The 15,051-nt window shown below is 72.6% G+C and carries 12 protein-coding genes and 1 pseudogene; 9 read left to right on the forward strand and 4 right to left on the reverse strand.

Annotated features, from left to right (window positions below):
- Window positions 1–102 precede the first annotated feature (102 nt).
- Entirely contained in the window at window positions 103–1,344 is a 1,242-nt protein-coding gene (gene hemW, locus CR470_RS07580; RefSeq protein WP_097866790.1) for a radical SAM family heme chaperone HemW, read from the forward strand.
- Between the two features lie 15 nt (window positions 1,345–1,359).
- Here the strand turns inward: hemW and CR470_RS07585 are convergent, their stop codons facing one another.
- From CR470_RS07585 to CR470_RS07595, 3 genes are all read right to left on the reverse strand, one after another.
- Window positions 1,360–4,236: an ABC transporter substrate-binding protein gene (locus CR470_RS07585; RefSeq protein ID WP_097866791.1), complete on the reverse strand. Its 2,877-nt coding sequence runs from the start codon at window positions 4,234–4,236 to the stop codon at window positions 1,360–1,362.
- A gap of 170 nt (window positions 4,237–4,406) precedes the next feature.
- The gene (locus CR470_RS07590; protein WP_097866805.1) at window positions 4,407–5,225 is read right to left on the reverse strand and encodes a DUF3097 domain-containing protein; all 819 of its coding nucleotides are present in this window, start codon (window positions 5,223–5,225) and stop codon (window positions 4,407–4,409) included.
- A 73-nt stretch (window positions 5,226–5,298) separates the two neighbouring features.
- Window positions 5,299–6,054, reverse strand: coding sequence for an MBL fold metallo-hydrolase (locus CR470_RS07595; protein WP_097866792.1), 756 nt, complete (start codon window positions 6,052–6,054; stop codon window positions 5,299–5,301).
- A gap of 163 nt (window positions 6,055–6,217) precedes the next feature.
- Here CR470_RS07595 and hrcA point away from each other — a divergent pair, with 163 nt between their 5' ends.
- The 7 genes from hrcA (at window position 6,218) to CR470_RS07630 (ending at window position 12,725) form a co-directional block, all read left to right on the forward strand.
- Window positions 6,218–7,234 carry a heat-inducible transcriptional repressor HrcA gene (gene hrcA, locus CR470_RS07600; protein ID WP_097866793.1) on the forward strand — a complete coding sequence of 339 codons (1,017 nt, stop codon included), beginning with the start codon at window positions 6,218–6,220 and terminating at the stop codon, window positions 7,232–7,234.
- Window positions 7,235–8,377 carry a molecular chaperone DnaJ gene (gene dnaJ, locus CR470_RS07605; RefSeq protein ID WP_097866794.1) on the forward strand — a complete coding sequence of 381 codons (1,143 nt, stop codon included), beginning with the start codon at window positions 7,235–7,237 and terminating at the stop codon, window positions 8,375–8,377.
- 133 nt (window positions 8,378–8,510) lie between these two features.
- A complete protein-coding gene (locus CR470_RS07610) occupies window positions 8,511–9,584 on the forward strand; it encodes a nitronate monooxygenase (protein WP_097866795.1) in 1,074 nt (357 codons plus the stop codon).
- Window positions 9,581–10,327 carry a 16S rRNA (uracil(1498)-N(3))-methyltransferase gene (locus CR470_RS07615; RefSeq protein WP_097866796.1) on the forward strand — a complete coding sequence of 249 codons (747 nt, stop codon included), beginning with the start codon at window positions 9,581–9,583 and terminating at the stop codon, window positions 10,325–10,327. The genes CR470_RS07610 and CR470_RS07615 overlap by 4 nt, the downstream gene beginning before the upstream one ends.
- An 87-nt stretch (window positions 10,328–10,414) precedes the next feature.
- On the forward strand, window positions 10,415–10,774 hold the full coding sequence (locus CR470_RS07620) for a histidine triad nucleotide-binding protein (protein WP_097866797.1): 360 nt from the start codon (window positions 10,415–10,417) through the stop codon (window positions 10,772–10,774).
- 14 nt (window positions 10,775–10,788) lie between these two features.
- Window positions 10,789–11,703 carry a ribonuclease Z gene (locus CR470_RS07625; RefSeq protein ID WP_097866798.1) on the forward strand — a complete coding sequence of 305 codons (915 nt, stop codon included), beginning with the start codon at window positions 10,789–10,791 and terminating at the stop codon, window positions 11,701–11,703.
- A 29-nt stretch (window positions 11,704–11,732) separates the two neighbouring features.
- Entirely contained in the window at window positions 11,733–12,725 is a 993-nt protein-coding gene (locus tag CR470_RS07630; RefSeq protein ID WP_097866799.1) for an adenosine deaminase, read from the forward strand.
- Here the strand turns inward: CR470_RS07630 and CR470_RS07635 are convergent.
- Window positions 12,689–14,050, reverse strand: coding sequence for an MFS transporter (locus CR470_RS07635; RefSeq protein ID WP_097866800.1), 1,362 nt, complete (start codon window positions 14,048–14,050; stop codon window positions 12,689–12,691). The two genes, CR470_RS07630 and CR470_RS07635, sit on opposite strands and share 37 nt — an antisense overlap.
- 400 nt (window positions 14,051–14,450) lie before the next feature.
- Here CR470_RS07635 and CR470_RS07640 point away from each other — a divergent pair.
- Window positions 14,451–15,017, forward strand: a pseudogene (locus CR470_RS07640) (PfkB family carbohydrate kinase); the annotation flags it as partial.
- Window positions 15,018–15,051: the final 34 nt, after the last annotated feature.

The following is a 15,051-nucleotide window of genomic DNA, read 5'->3' on the forward strand; positions in this document are numbered from 1 at the left end:
CCCGGTGCGGACTGAAGCCCGCCGGACAGAAGCGGCCCGGTGCGGACTGAAGCCCGCCGGACAGAAGCGGCCCGGTCAGGACAGCTTCCGCGGCGAGTGACAATGGACGGTATGCCTTCCGTACTGCCCGATGGTGAGCCCGTGCCCGACGACGGGGCGCTGCCCCGCCACGCCCTGGAAGGCGCAGCCGACCGCCCGCTCGGCTTCTACCTGCACGTCCCCTACTGCGCCACCCGCTGCGGCTACTGCGACTTCAACACCTACACCGCCACCGAGCTGCGCGGCTCCGGCGGGGCGCTGGCCTCCCGCGACAACTACGCCGCCCACCTGATCGAGGAGGTCCGCCAGGCCCGCAAGGTCCTCGGCGACGACCCCCGCCCCGTGCGCACGGTCTTCGTCGGCGGCGGCACGCCCACCCTGCTGCCCGCCGCCGACCTCGTGCGCATGCTGGCGGCGATCAGGGAGGAGTTCGGGCTCGCGGACGACGCGGAGATCACCACCGAGGCCAACCCGGAGTCCGTCGACCCGGCCTACCTCGCCGCGCTCCGCGAGGGCGGCTTCAACCGGGTCTCCTTCGGCATGCAGAGCGCCAAGCAGCACGTCCTGAAGATCCTGGACCGCACGCACACCCCCGGCCGCCCCGAGGCCTGTGTCGCCGAGGCCCGCGCGGCGGGCTTCGACCACGTCAACCTCGACCTGATCTACGGCACCCCCGGCGAGTCCGACGACGACTGGCGGGCCACCCTGGACGCCGCGATCGGCGCGGGCCCCGACCACGTCTCCGCGTACGCCCTGATCGTCGAGGAGGGCACCCAGCTCGCCCGCCGCATCCGGCGCGGCGAGATCCCGATGACCGACGACGACGCGCACGCCGACCGCTACCTCATCGCGGACGAGGCGTTCGCCGCCGCCGGCTTCGACTGGTATGAGGTCTCCAACTGGGCCACCACCGAGGCCGGCCGCTGCCTGCACAACGAGCTGTACTGGCGCGGCGCCGACTGGTGGGGCGCGGGCCCCGGCGCCCACAGCCACGTCGGCGGGGTCCGTTGGTGGAACGTGAAGCACCCCGGCGCGTACGCCCAGGCGCTCTCCGAGGGCCGCTCGCCCGGCGCGGGCCGCGAGATCCTCGGCGCGGAGGACCGCCGGGTCGAGCGCATCCTGCTGGAGCTGCGGTTGCGCGAGGGCTGCCCGCTGGACCTGCTGAAGCCCGACGGTCTCGCCGCCTCCCGCCGCGCCCTGGCCGACGGGCTGCTGGCCCCGGAACCGTACGGGCGGGGCCGCGCGGTCCTCACCCTGCGCGGGCGGCTCCTCGCCGACGCCGTCGTCCGCGACCTGGTCGACTGACCCGGGCGGGGCGCCTCACGGACGGCAGTCCTTCGCCGTCAGCGGGGGCGCGGCCCCGGCGGGCTTGCCGCAGACCAGGGTCCGCTCGGCGCTCGGCCCCGGGCGGACCACCTTGACGATGTTGAGGCCGTGCACGTTGTCGGAGACCGAGGACCTCGCCCGGCTGAACGAGATCGTCCCCGTCGGCATGCTGTTCAGGTCCACCGTGTGCAGCGTGGCCCAGGTCTCCGCCGCGCTCCGGCGCTTGTCACCGCGCGCCGCCGCGTCGTACAGGGCGGCCGTCGCGCTGTAGGAGATGACGGTCTGCCCGCTGGCGAACAGATCGTCCTCGTACACCGGACGCCCCGACGCCAGCGCGGTCACCTCCCCCTCCGGGTGCAGCGCCCGCAGCGTGCGGTAGGCGTCCCTGTAGAAACCGAGGTTCTTCCCCCGGTCCAGCGGGGCGAGCGAGCTGTGGTAGAGCGTGACGTTGGCCGCGATCGACGTGCTGTCGTCGAACGTCCCCTTCGTCAGATCGTCCCCGGTGAACACCGTCATCCGCCGGTCCGAGCACCCGGTGGTCTCCGACAGGCCACGCATCAGCGTCGGCACGTCCTCGACCCGCCCGGCGAAGTACAGCGCGTCGGGCACCCGCTCGGCCCGGCAGATGGTCGTCAGCGGGGTGTTCAGGCTCGCCCCGCCCGCCAGGTCGTACGTCACGTCCTTGCCCGGCTCGAAGCCCGCGTCCTCCAGCATCTTCCGGCCCGCGTCCCGCTGCTCGGCGGTGTACCGGTCCAGGTCCCCGTTGTGGTCCTTGCGCGACAGCACGAGCGCGTGCGGGCGGTCGAGGTCCTCCGCGATCTGCCGGGCGACCAGCCCCAGCACATGCGTCTGCTCCTCGTCCGTCGCCGCGAGGCCGAAGTAGTTGGGGAACTCCCGGGGCAGGTCGCTGCTGGAGTTCGTCGTGTTCACCACCGGCAGCCCGGCCTCGCGCAGCAGCTTCACCGCCTTCTCGCTCTCCTGGGTGTTGCGGCCGAGGCCCACCACCCCGACCACCGTCGGATCCCGCCGGGCCACCTCGATGATCTTCCGTACGGCGGTGAGCTGCCGCAGCATGTCCTCGCCGCCGTTCGCGGTCAGCACCCGCAGCTTCACCGACCGGCGCACGGTCTTGTTCACCGCCCGCTGGTGGAGATAGACGCCGGCCAGTTCCTCCAGGCCCTTGCGGGTCGCCTCCCGGTCCTTGCCCGTGGCGGTGAGCGGACCGGCGTACACGACCGTCACGTACGCGTCGTCCGGCTCGATGTCGGCGTTCTCGTCCCGGATCGCCTGCTCGATCCGCTCGAAGGTGATGCCCTTCCCGGCCCCGTTCAGCTCCAGGTCGTTGCCCCGCGCGAAGAGCACCTCGGGCGCGGTCGCCACCCCCACGCACTCCCGGTCGTCGCCCTTCCCCTCCCAGATCGCGTCCGTGTTGCGGTCGGTCAGCGGCCCGTGGCAGTACGTGTCGCGCCAGTGCCCGGCCCACAGGAACGCCCCCAGCAGACTGCCCACGACGAGCACGGCGACGCTCGCCCGCGACATCACCCACCACGCCCAGGTCCGTCGCACCCGGTGGGTGACGAGCTGCGCGTGCGCGTGCTCGTGGGTCAGCTTCTCGGTGGACAACGGCAGCAGGAGCACCCACGCCAGGGTCGCCGCCGCCCCCGGCGACTGGCCAAGACTCAGATCGTCCACCCAGCGCTCGTAGCGGGCCCGCGCCCCGGACGAACCGGTCGGCGCCCCGGGACCCGGCCGCTCCGGGGGCAGTGGCGGGGTGTGCCGCATGATCTCGGGGGCCTGGAGCGAGGCGAGCAGCAGCAGCGGATCCACCTCGCTGCGCCGCGACCGTACGCTGTTGATCGCGTTGATCAGCAGGATGCCGCCGTTGTCCTGGGTGGCCCGGGGCAGGAACACCACCGGGGGGACCGTGCGCTTGCTGCGCCGCCAGTCCAGGGAGTGCGGGCGGTAGTTGTGCCGCAGATCCTCCAGCAGCGCCTGCACCCGCAGCTCCAGATGGAACTGGCGCGCGTGCTCGTCTCCCGCCCCCGCGTCCGCCACCCGCTCCGCGACCGCCGCCGCCCGCGCCCGGATCACCCGCCACGAACCGCTCGGCGACAGCCACGACCAGCCGTCCGACGGATGGCCGGTGCTGGACGCGGCCAGGGACGAGGTGGTGGCGAACCACCGGCTGGCCCGGCGCAGCCACAGCAGCGGCGGCGCGGCCCGGCTCGCCAGCCCCACCACGACGAGCCCGATCAGCGCGAGGGCCGCCACCAGCACGGTCAGCAGCCAGTCGATCTCCCCCAGCAGCACGCTGAGGAGGGCGATGAAGAGCGCGCCGACGAAGGTCTCGGGACGCACCGACCGCCGCAGGGAGTCCCACCAGGTGCCCCGGCGGGGCCGGCCGGACCGCCAGCGCAGCCGGCTCAGCTGTTCCAGGATCCTTTCCTCGCGTACCTCGGAGGTGTTCCCGTCGGACTGCTCGACCACCGCCGCGGTGGCCTGCTCGATCGCCCCGAGCAGCCGCGAGCGGGGAAAGGAGAAGGTCTTGTACTGGGTGTTCTCGCGGGTCTCCCAGGGCTTCTCGGAGAGCGTGCGCACCATGTCGAGCGCCGCCTCGTACGGGGTCGCCCCCTCGCCGTCCAGCAGCCGCACCGGCACCCGCCGCAGCTCGTTGGCCCGGTGCACCTGACGCACGAGCTGCTCCACCCGCGCGTCGATCTCCGGACCGGCCCCGGCGTCCGCCGCCTGGACCACGACGAGCGGCATCACCGGCCGGTTGACCCGGTACCGGTCGATCAGCTGCTGTATCAGGTGGAAGACGGCCGAGGCCGCCTCGTTGTCCGCACTGTCCCGCCAGACCTCGCGCGCCATCGCCCCGTGCCCTTCCCCCGTGAGCCGTTCGGCTCGTGAACCGCCTGCCCGTTCTTCCCCCTCAATAACCGATGGTGCGTGTGGGACGCAGGCATTCATAGGGATCGGTACGAGATCCTCTTCGACAGTCCGCAACGGGCCGGTACCGGGCCGGTTTCAGACCCCGGACATCAGTCCGGAAGGGTGACGAAGTCGATCAATTCCTCCACGCGGCCCAGCAGTTGGGGTTCGAGGTCCTTGTAGCTGCGAACCTTGGACAGGATGTGCTGCCAGGCCGCCCCGGTGTTCTCCGGCCACCCCAGCGCCCGGCACACGCCCGTCTTCCAGTCCTGGCCCCTCGGCACCACCGGCCAGGCGTCGATCCCCACGGAGGACGGCTTCACCGCCTCCCACACGTCGATGTACGGGTGCCCCACCACCAGCACATGCGCACCGGTCACCCGCTCGGCGATCCGGGACTCCTTGGAGCCGGGCACCAGATGGTCCACCAGCACCCCCAGCCGGGCGTCGGGCCCCGGCGCGAACTCCCCGACGATCGCCGGGAGGTCGTCCACCCCCTCCAGGTACTCCACGACCACGCCCTCGATGCGCAGGTCGTCGCCCCACACCCGCTCCACCAGCTCCGCGTCGTGCCGGCCCTCCACATAGATCCGCCCCGCCCGCGCCACCCGGGCCCGCGCCCCGGGCACCGCCACCGACCCCGAAGCCGTACGGGTGGGACGTACGGGACCGCCGGGGCCCGGGCGCACCAGCGTGACGACCTTGCCCTCCAGCAGGAAGCCGCGCGGCTCCATCGGGAACACCCGGTGCTTGCCGAAGCGGTCCTCCAGGGTCACCGTCGGCCCCTGCGCCGTCTTCTCGCAGCGGATCACCGCCCCGCAGAAGCCGGTGGAGACCTCCTCCACGACCAGATCGGGCTCGGCGGGCACCTCGGGCACGGGGGCGGACCTCTTCCACGGCGGGGTCAGGTCCGGCTGGTAGCTGCGCATGGGCACGACGATATTCGCCCGACCCGCGCCGGCCGTGGCGGACCCGGCCATGATCGGCGGGACGGCCCGGGGCTCACCCCCTGTCGAGGGACACGTCGAGGCACACGGCGAACCGCTCCGCCAGCGACGCCCGCTGCGCCCGCACGAACGCCGCGTCCACCACCGCCCCGTGCCCCGGCACGTACAGCGCGTCCTCGCCGCCCAGCGCCAGCAGCCGCTCCAGCGCGGCCGGCCAGCGTGAGGTGATCGCGTCCCGGCCCGCCTGCGGCTCGCCCGACTCCTCGACCAGGTCGCCGCAGAACACCACCGGAGGCTCGCCGTCCGTGCCCGGCACCAGCGCCGCGAGGTCATGGCCGCTGTGCCCGGGGCCCACGTTCACCAGCAGCACCTGACGGCCGCCGCCCAGGTCGAGCGTCCAGTCGCCGCACACCTCGTGGTGCGGGACCACCAGCGTGTCCACCGACCGGGCCGCCTCGCCCTCCGGCACCCCGTGGCGCACCGCCGAGGCGCACAGTCCCTCCGCCCCGCCGCGCAGCAGGGCCGCGACGCCCACCGCCCCGTACACCTGGGCCCCGGCGAAAGCGGCGGTGCCCAGCACATGATCGAAGTGCGGATGGCTCAGTGCGATATGCGTCACTCTTCGCCCGAGCAGCGCCTCGGCCTGCCGCCGCAGCTCGACGCCCTCGCGCAGCGTGGCGCCGGTGTCGTACAGCAATGCGCCGTCCGGCCCGGCGGCCAGCGCGGCGGTGGCATCCCAGCCGGGGAGGCGCCGCCTGCCGATACCGTTGCCCAACCGCTCCCAGCCGAAGTCTTCCCAAGCGACGTCCATACCACGACGCTATCGGCAACGACCTGCGCGGTCTCGTGGGAGCGTGGCCGGTCGCCCTTGCCCCGGCCCCACCCCACCCCCGTACACTGACGGCGGGATTGCTGGCACTCCAACGCACCGAGTGCCAGACAGACACCGAGAATCACAGCTGGAGGTGTGCGCGATGCTCAGCGAACGCAGACTCGAAGTGCTGCGCGCCATCGTCCAGGACTATGTCGGCACCGAGGAGCCCGTCGGCTCCAAGGCGCTGACCGAGCGGCACCGGCTGGGAGTCTCCCCGGCCACCGTCCGCAACGACATGGCCGTGCTGGAGGACGAGGGCTTCATCGCCCAGCCGCACACGAGCGCGGGACGCATCCCGACCGACAAGGGGTACCGCCTCTTCGTCGACAAGCTCGCGGGCGTCAAGCCGCTGTCGTCGCCCGAGCGGCGGGCCATCCAGAACTTCCTCGACGGCGCGGTCGACCTCGACGACGTGGTCGGCCGGACGGTGCGGCTGCTCGCGCAGCTGACCCGGCAGGTCGCCGTCGTGCAGTACCCCTCGCTGACCCGCTCGACGGTGCGGCACGTGGAACTGCTGGCGCTCGCCCCCGCCCGGCTGATGCTCGTCCTGATCACGGACACCGGCCGGGTGGAACAGCGTATGATCGACTGTCCTGCGCCGTTCGGCGAGACATCGCTCGCGGATCTGCGGGCCCGGCTCAACAGCCGGGTCGTCGGACGCCGCTTCTCGGATGTCCCGCAATTGGTGCAGGAGCTGCCGGAATCCTTCGACAGCGAGGACCGCGGGACGGTTTCCACGGTTCTTTCCACCCTCCTCGAAACCCTGGTCGAGGAGACGGAGGAGCGGCTGATGATCGGCGGCACCTCCAACCTCACCCGCTTCGGACACGACTTCCCGGTGATGATCCGGCCGGTGCTGGAAGCACTGGAGGAACAGGTCGTCCTGCTGAAGCTGCTCGGTGAGGCAACGGACTCCGGCATGACCGTACGGATCGGGCACGAGAACGCCCACGAGGGGCTCAACTCCACGTCCGTCGTCGCGGTCGGCTACGGTTCGGGCGACGAGGCAGTCGCCAAACTCGGCGTGGTCGGACCGACCCGCATGGACTACCCCGGAACGATGGGAGCGGTACGCGCAGTGGCACGTTACGTCGGACAGATCCTGGCGGAGTCGTAAGTGGCCACGGACTACTACGCCGTACTCGGCGTGCGCCGCGACGCATCTCAGGACGAGATCAAGAAGGCATTCCGTCGGCTCGCACGCGAGCTGCACCCGGATGTCAACCCGGACCCGAAGACCCAGGAGCGGTTCAAGGAGATCAACGCCGCTTACGAGGTTCTCTCGGACCCGCAGAAGAAGCAGGTCTACGACCTCGGCGGCGACCCGCTCTCCGCCGGTGGCGGCGGCGGTGGCGGCGCGGGAGGTTTCGGAGCCGGCGGCTTCGGCAACTTCTCCGACATCATGGACGCGTTCTTCGGCAACGCCGCGCAGCGCGGGCCCCGTTCGCGGACCCGGAGGGGCCAGGACGCCATGATCCGGCTGGAGATCGACCTCAACGAGGCGGCCTTCGGCACCACCAAGGACATCCAGGTCGACACGGCCGTCGTCTGCACCACCTGCAGCGGCGAGGGCGCGGCCCCCGGCACCTCCGCCCAGACCTGTGACATGTGTCGCGGGCGCGGCGAGGTCTCGCAGGTCACCCGGTCCTTCCTGGGCCAGGTCATGACCTCGCGGCCCTGCCCGCAGTGCCAGGGTTTCGGCACGGTCGTGCCCACCCCGTGCCCGGAGTGCGCCGGCGACGGCCGCATCCGTTCGCGGCGCACCCTGACCGTGAAGATCCCCGCGGGCGTCGACAACGGCACCCGTATCCAGCTCGCCGGCGAGGGAGAGGTCGGCCCCGGCGGCGGCCCTCCCGGCGATCTGTACGTGGAGATCCACGAACTGCCGCACGCCGTGTTCCAGCGGCGCGGCGACGATCTGCACTGCACGGTCACCATCCCCATGACGGCCGCGGCCCTCGGCACCAAGTGCCCGCTGGAGACGCTGGACGGCCTGGAGGAGATCGACATCCGGCCCGGCACCCAGTCCGGCCAGTCCGTGCCCCTGCACGGGCGGGGCATCACCCACCTGCGGGGCGGCGGCCGGGGCGACCTGATCGTGCACGTCGAGGTGACGACCCCGTCCAAGCTCGACGCGGAACAGGAGCGGCTGCTGCGGGAGTTCTCCAAGCTGCGCGGCGAGGAACGGCCCTTGGGTCAGTTTCAGCCAGGTCAGCAGGGTCTCTTCTCCCGCCTGAAGGACGCGTTCAACGGCCGCTGAACCGCTTTCCGCCTTTCACCGCACCGCCCGTCGGTTCCGAACCGGCGGGCGGTGCGGCGTACGGCGGGAGAACCGGTCACGGTGTCGCCTGGCTGATTCGGCCCTGTTGGACGGGACGTGGCACGATGCGGTCATGTCCTCCGAGTTGACCGATCTCTGCCGGTATCCGATCGTGCAGGCCCCGATGGCGGGCGGCACGTCCGGGCCCCAGCTCGCCGGGGCCGTCGCCGAGGCCGGCGGGCTCGGATTCCTGGCCGCCGGGTACAAAACGGCGGACGGGATGTACAACGAGATCAAGCAGCTGCGCCGGCTCACCGGCGGACCGTTCGGCGTCAACCTCTTCATGCCGCAGCCCGCGCTCGCCGACCCCAGCGCCGTCGAGGTCTACCGCCACCAGCTCGCCGGAGAGGCCGCCTGGTACGAGACCCCGCTCGGCGACCCGGACAGCAGCGGCGACGACGGCTACGAGGCGAAGGTCGCGATCCTGCTGGAGGACCCGGTTCCGGTCGTCTCCTTCACCTTCGGCTGCCCGACCCGCGACACCCTGGACGCCTTCGCCAGGGCCGGGACGCACACCATCGTCACGGTCACCTCGGCCGAGGAGGCCCGGAGCGCCCAGTGGGCGGGCGCCGACACCGTCTGCGTCCAGGGTGTCGAGGCGGGCGGCCACCTGTCCACCCACCGCGACGACCCGCAGCTCGACCAGACCGGCACCGGACTGCTCTCCCTCATCACCCAGGTCCGCGAGACCGTGCAGATCCCCATCGTCGCGGCCGGCGGCCTGATGCGCGGCGCGCAGATCGCCGCCGTCCTCGCGGCGGGCGCGGACGCCGCCCAGCTCGGCACCGCCTTCCTGGTCTGCCCCGAGTCCGGGGCGCACCCGCTGCACAAGCAGGCCCTGACCAACCCGCTGTTCGTCCGCACCGAGCTGACCCGTGCCTTCTCCGGGCGGCCCGCCCGCGGCCTGGTCAACCGCTTCGTCCGCGAACACGGCCCCTACGCCCCCGCCGCCTACCCCCAGGTCCACTACGTCACCAGCGGGCTGCGCCGGGCCGCCGCCAAGGCCGGGGACGCCCAGGGCATGGCCCTGTGGGCCGGACAGGGCCACCGGATGGCCCGGGAACTGACCGCGGGCGAGCTGATCGAGCTGCTCGCCGCCGAACTGGAGGCCGCCCGGTCGGCCCTGAGCGTGAGGAGCCCCCGGTGACCGCACCGGTCTTCGTCGTCGAACGGATGCCCGCCGGGCCGGAGTTCGTCCTGGAGGGACCAGAGGGACGGCACGCCGTCTCCGTCAAGCGGCTTCAGCCCGGCGAGGACGTCGTCCTCACCGACGGGCTCGGCCACTGGGCGGAGGGCGTCGTGCGGGCCGCCGAGGGCAAGGACCGGCTCACGGTCACCGGCCTCGACACCATCCACGAGGAGCCCGCGCCCGCCCCGCGGATCACCGTCGTCCAGGCGCTCCCCAAGGGCGACCGCGGCGAGCTGGCGGTCGAGACGATGACCGAGACCGGCGTCGACGCGATCGTGCCCTGGCAGGCGGCCCGCTGCATCACCCAGTGGAAGGGCGAGCGAGGCGCCAAGGCCCTGACGAAGTGGCGCAGTACGGCGAGGGAGGCGGGAAAGCAGTCGCGCCGGGTCCGCTTCCCCGAGGTGACCGACGCCCTGACGACCAAACAGGTCGCCGCCCTGCTCGCCGCCGCCGACTTCGCCGGGGTCCTCCACGAGGACCGTGACCACGACAGCACCCCCCTCGCCACCGCCGAACTCCCGGCCTCCGGCAGCCTCGTGCTCGTCGTCGGACCGGAGGGCGGCGTCTCCCCGCAGGAACTGACCGCCTTCGCCGGGGCGGGCGCCCGCCCCTACCGGCTCGGCCGCAGCGTGCTGCGCACCTCCACCGCCGGGACGGCCGCGACCGCGCTGCTGCTGGGGCGGACCGGGCGCTGGGGCTGACAGCGGGCGGGGCACCGCACCCCGGACGCGCGGGGCCCGGCGATAGCATGCCCCTGTACTGATCACCAGCGACGAGGAGGCCCGGCCATGGCGGGAGAGCCGCAGTCCGACTGTCTGTTCTGCAAGATCGTCTCGGGAGACATCCCGGCGACCATCGTCCGCGAGAGCGAGACCACCGTCGCCTTCCGCGACATCAACCCGCAAGCCCCGACCCACGTCCTGGTCATCCCCAAGGTCCACTACCCGGACGCCGCCTCCCTCGCCACCGCCGAACCGCAGATCGCCGCGGACGTCCTGCGCGAGGCCGGAGAGGTCGCCGCCGAGGAGAAGGTCGACGGCAGCGGCTACCGGATCATCCTCAACACGGGATCCGGCGCCGGCCAGACCGTCTTCCACGCCCACGCACACGTCCTGGGCGGCCGCGGCCTCCAGTGGCCTCCCGGATAACGGAGCCCTCCACCATGTCCGTACGCGAGCTGGTGGTGCTCGGCACCGCCAGCCAGGTGCCCACCCGGCACCGCAACCACAACGGCTACCTGCTGCGCTGGGACGGCGAGGGCATCCTCTTCGATCCCGGCGAGGGTACCCAGCGCCAGATGCTGCGGGCCGGGGTCGCCGCGCACGACATCGACCGGATCTGCGTCACCCACTTCCACGGCGACCACTCCCTCGGCCTCGCCGGGGTGATCCAGCGGATCAACCTCGACCAGGTGCCGCACCCGGTGACCGCGCACTACCCGGCGAGCGGGCAGCACTTCTTCGACCGGCTGCGGTACGCCACCGCCTACCGCGAGACCGTCGAGCTGAACCAGGCACCGGTCGCCGGAACCGGCACAGTCCTCGCCACCACCCCCGCGTACACCCTGGACAGCGCGAAGCTCTCGCACCCCGTCGAGTCGTACGGCTACCGCCTCACCGAGCCCGACACCCGGCGCATGCTGCCCGCCCTGCTGAAGGAGCACGGCATCGCCGGACCGGACGTGGGCCGCCTCCAGCGCGAGGGCGTCCTCGGCGGCGTCACGCTGGAGCAGGTCTCCGAGGAACGGCGCGGGCAGCGGTTCGCGTTCGTCATGGACACCCGGCTCTGCGACGGGGTCTACACGCTCGCCGAGGGCTGCGACATGCTCGTCATCGAGTCGACCTTCCTCGACGAGGACGAGAAGCTGGCCGTCGACCACGGGCACCTGACCGCCGGACAGGCCGCCCGGGTGGCGAAGGAGTCGGGCGTCCGCCACCTCGTGCTGACCCACTTCTCCCAGCGCTACGGCGACCCCGAACTCTTCGAGACCCAGGCCCGCGCCGCCGGCTTCGACGGCGAACTCACCGTCGCGCAGGACCTGATCCGGGTCCCGCTCCCCACCCGGCACCACCCCTGATCCGACCCCACCCCTGTTTGCGAGACACCGTGCACCTCCCCAAGGCAGAACTCCACCTCCACATCGAAGGCACCCTCGAACCCGAGCTGGCCTTCGCTCTCGCGGAGCGCAACGAGGTGGCCCTGCCCTACGCCACCACCGACGAACTGCGCGCCGCCTACGAGTTCGAGGACCTCCAGTCCTTCCTGGACCTGTACTACGCGCTGATGGCCGTCCTGCGCACCGAGGACGACTTCGCCGAGCTCGTCGACGCCTACCTCGCCCGCGCCGCCGCCCAGGGCGTCCGGCACGCCGAGATCTTCTTCGACCCCCAGGCCCACACCGCCCGGGGCGTCCCGATCGGCACCGTCATCGAGGGGATCGGCCGGGCGCTGGAGCGCAGCGAGGAGAAGCACGGCGTCTCCACCCAGCTGATCATGTGCTTCCTGCGCGACCTCTCCGCCGAATCGGCCCTCGGCACCCTGGACGCGGCGAAGCCGTATCTGCATCGGATCAGCGCGATCGGCCTGGACTCCGCCGAGGTCGGCCACCCGCCCGCCAAGTTCCGTGAGGTGTACGAGGCGGCCACCGCCCTCGGCCTGCGCAAGGTGGCCCACGCGGGCGAGGAGGGCCCGCCGGAGTACATCAGGCAGGCCCTGGACGTCCTCGGCGTCGAGCGCATCGATCACGGGCTGCGCTGCCTGGAGGACCCGGAGCTGGTGAAGCGGCTGGTCGCCGACCGGGTGCCGCTCACGCTCTGCCCGCTGTCCAACGTGAGGCTGCGCACGGTCGACACGCTGGGGGACCACCCCCTGCCGAAGATGATGGCCGCCGGACTCCTGTGCACGGTGAACTCCGACGACCCCGCCTACTTCGGCGGGTACGCCGGGGACAACTTCGACGCCGTCCGCGACGCGCTCGGCCTGGACCCGGAGCACCTGCGCGCCCTGGCCCGGAACTCCTTCGAAGCGGCCTTCCTCGACCACGACGAGGAGCGCCGGGCGCGCTATCTGTCCGAGGTCGAGGCGTACGCGTTCGACTGACCGGAACCGCCGTCCGGACCGGCCGTCCGGATCGCGCTGCGCACCAGCCGCCTGCGCCGCAGGGCCGGTACGCGCAGCTCCGTGACGGCCTGCTCCGGTGAGCCGAGCTTCGGCACCGCGCCGGGCAGGCTCCCGGTGGTGGCGGCGAGCAGGGCGGCCGGGGCGCCACCACGACGGCGCACCGAACCGGGCACCAGCGGACGGCCGCCGGTGTGCAGCGCCACGGCGGTCACCGGGGCGGCGACCAGCAGGGTGGCCGCCCCCAGGATCAGCCCCATCACCGGATATCCGGCCTCCTCGGAGAGCACGCTGCCCAGCAGCGGACCGCAGGCCACCCCCACGGAGGAGGCGGAGCCCGCCAGCACCGCCCAACGGCCGCGCACGTCCAGGGAGGCGGCCAGCCCGATGAGGTAGGAGAGGACCACCGGGTAGACGGTGTTCCACATGATCTCCCCGGTCGCGAACGATCCGAGGTCCCGGGCCGAGGAGCTGAGCACGATGCTCGCCGCGATGACCACGGTCCCCAGCCCGATCGGCACCGCCCGGCCGAGCCGCGCCCCGAGCAGCCCGGCACCCGTCACACCGAGCAGACCCGCGCCGAGCGCGGCGGCGAACACCGCGCCGACGGTGACCTCGGACAGCCCCGCCTGGACCAGGCCGATGCGGCTGCTCACGCCCCACAGCGCGTTCTGCGCCATGGACCAGACGAGCATGCCGCCCGCCAGAACGAGCCCGGAGCGACGGTGCGGGAGCCGGCCGGTGACCGGTGAGGCGGTCTCCTCCGCCGTCGTCGCCCCGCCGAGCCGGGCGGTCGCGGGCCAGACCAGCACGGCGACCAGGGCGATCGCGGCGAACGGCAGCCGGTGGCCGCCGCCCAGGTGGGGGATCGTCAGATAGAGGACGCCCGCGGTGGCGGACACGGTGAGCAGCCCGAGCGAGGACGTCCGGTGCGGGTCGCGCCGGGCGGCGATCCCGGCCGCGGCGACCGCCGTCGCCGTGCCGGAGCCGAAGCCGCCGACCACCACACCGAGCACCACCAGCGGTACGGACCCGGCGAGCGCGGCGCAGCCGTAACCGACGGTGGCCAGCACCAGACCGAAGCGGGCGGGGGTGCGCGCCCCGTACCGCTCGACCCGGCCCGCCAGGGAGAAGCCGGCGCCGGCCGAGCTGATGAGCAGGGCGCTGCCGACGAGACCCGCCTGGGCGGGACTCAGCCCCAGGTGGGCGCTGAGCCGGCCGACGACGGTGGGGAGCAGGTAGGAGGCGAGGTAACCGGCGGTGAACACGGCCACCAGGGGCCACGCGGCGCCAGGGCGCGAGGACATGGGCGTTCCTGAAGACATGCCTGAGCAGGCAGGAGGGAGGGGAGGGGTGGAGCGGGGCACAGCGAAGCGAGCGTGGGCATGCGAAGGCATGGGGTGGTGCAGTGGTTTGCAGCGAGATGCTGAGATATGCGGCTCTCGTCGGAGAAGGCCCCCGAAGGTGCTCGCGGGGCAATTTGTATCAAGCGCTTCCGACTCCCCGAAAGCCGCCTCGCTGTGATCCGGGTCACTTATGCGTTTATGCAGGAAAACCCCGGGTATTAGCGCATGTTTATGCAGGTCAGGCGTGCTGCGAACACATGGCCGCGGACGCTGCGTTCCCACGGGCGTATCGGGCAGACTGGCCGCACCTCACACGGTCCGGATCCCGCCGAGATCCGCCGCACGACCCCGGGAGCGCACGGTGAGCACAGACACTCCGGGTATCGACCCGCTACAGGCGCTGCGCGCCCCCCGGGACCCCGCCTGCGACGTCTTCCTGACGGGCCCGGTCTTCCTGGACATCATCTTCACCGGCCTGGACAGCGCCCCCGTGCGCGGAACCGAGTCCTGGGCGCGCGGCATGGGCTCCAGCCCCGGCGGCGTCGCCAACATGGCCACCGCCCTCGCCCGCCTCGGCCTGCGCACCTCACTCGCCGCCGCCTTCGGCGACGACCACTACGGGGAGTACTGCTGGGACGCCCTCGAACAGGGCGAGGGAATCGACCTGTCGATGTCGCACACCGTCCCCGGCTGGCACTCCCCGGTCACCGTCTCCATGGCGTACGAGGGTGAGCGCACGATGGTCTCGCACGGCCACGAGGCACCCGCCCCCACCGGAGCCGCCGTCCGCACCGGAACTGCCGCGTCCACCGGAGCCGCCACGTCCGCCGGAGCCGCCGCCCGCACCGGAGCTTCCCCGTCCGCCGGAACCCCCGCCCCCGCCCCGGCCTTCCCGCACTCCCCGCCGCGCCCCCGCGCCGCCATCGCCCCACCTCTCTCTTCTACACACCTCTGAGCGGGCT

The sequence above is a fragment of the Streptomyces sp. rh34 genome (assembly GCF_002551245.1).
Taxonomy (GTDB): domain Bacteria; phylum Actinomycetota; class Actinomycetes; order Streptomycetales; family Streptomycetaceae; genus Streptomyces.

What these genes read in the sequence shown, in the direction of transcription:
- CR470_RS07625 (WP_097866798.1), top strand. Translation starts at nt 10,789, where the DNA reads ATGTCCGTACGCGAGCTGGTGGTGCTCGGCACCGCCAGCCAGGTGCCC.
- hemW (WP_097866790.1), top strand. Translation starts at nt 103, where the DNA reads ATGGACGGTATGCCTTCCGTACTGCCCGATGGTGAGCCCGTGCCCGAC.
- CR470_RS07590 (WP_097866805.1), bottom strand. Translation starts at nt 5,225, where the DNA reads ATGCGCAGCTACCAGCCGGACCTGACCCCGCCGTGGAAGAGGTCCGCC.
- hrcA (WP_097866793.1), top strand. Translation starts at nt 6,218, where the DNA reads ATGCTCAGCGAACGCAGACTCGAAGTGCTGCGCGCCATCGTCCAGGAC.
- CR470_RS07620 (WP_097866797.1), top strand. Translation starts at nt 10,415, where the DNA reads ATGGCGGGAGAGCCGCAGTCCGACTGTCTGTTCTGCAAGATCGTCTCG.
- CR470_RS07595 (WP_097866792.1), bottom strand. Translation starts at nt 6,054, where the DNA reads ATGGACGTCGCTTGGGAAGACTTCGGCTGGGAGCGGTTGGGCAACGGT.
- CR470_RS07610 (WP_097866795.1), top strand. Translation starts at nt 8,511, where the DNA reads ATGTCCTCCGAGTTGACCGATCTCTGCCGGTATCCGATCGTGCAGGCC.
- CR470_RS07635 (WP_097866800.1), bottom strand. Translation starts at nt 14,050, where the DNA reads ATGTCCTCGCGCCCTGGCGCCGCGTGGCCCCTGGTGGCCGTGTTCACC.
- CR470_RS07585 (WP_097866791.1), bottom strand. Translation starts at nt 4,236, where the DNA reads ATGGCGCGCGAGGTCTGGCGGGACAGTGCGGACAACGAGGCGGCCTCG.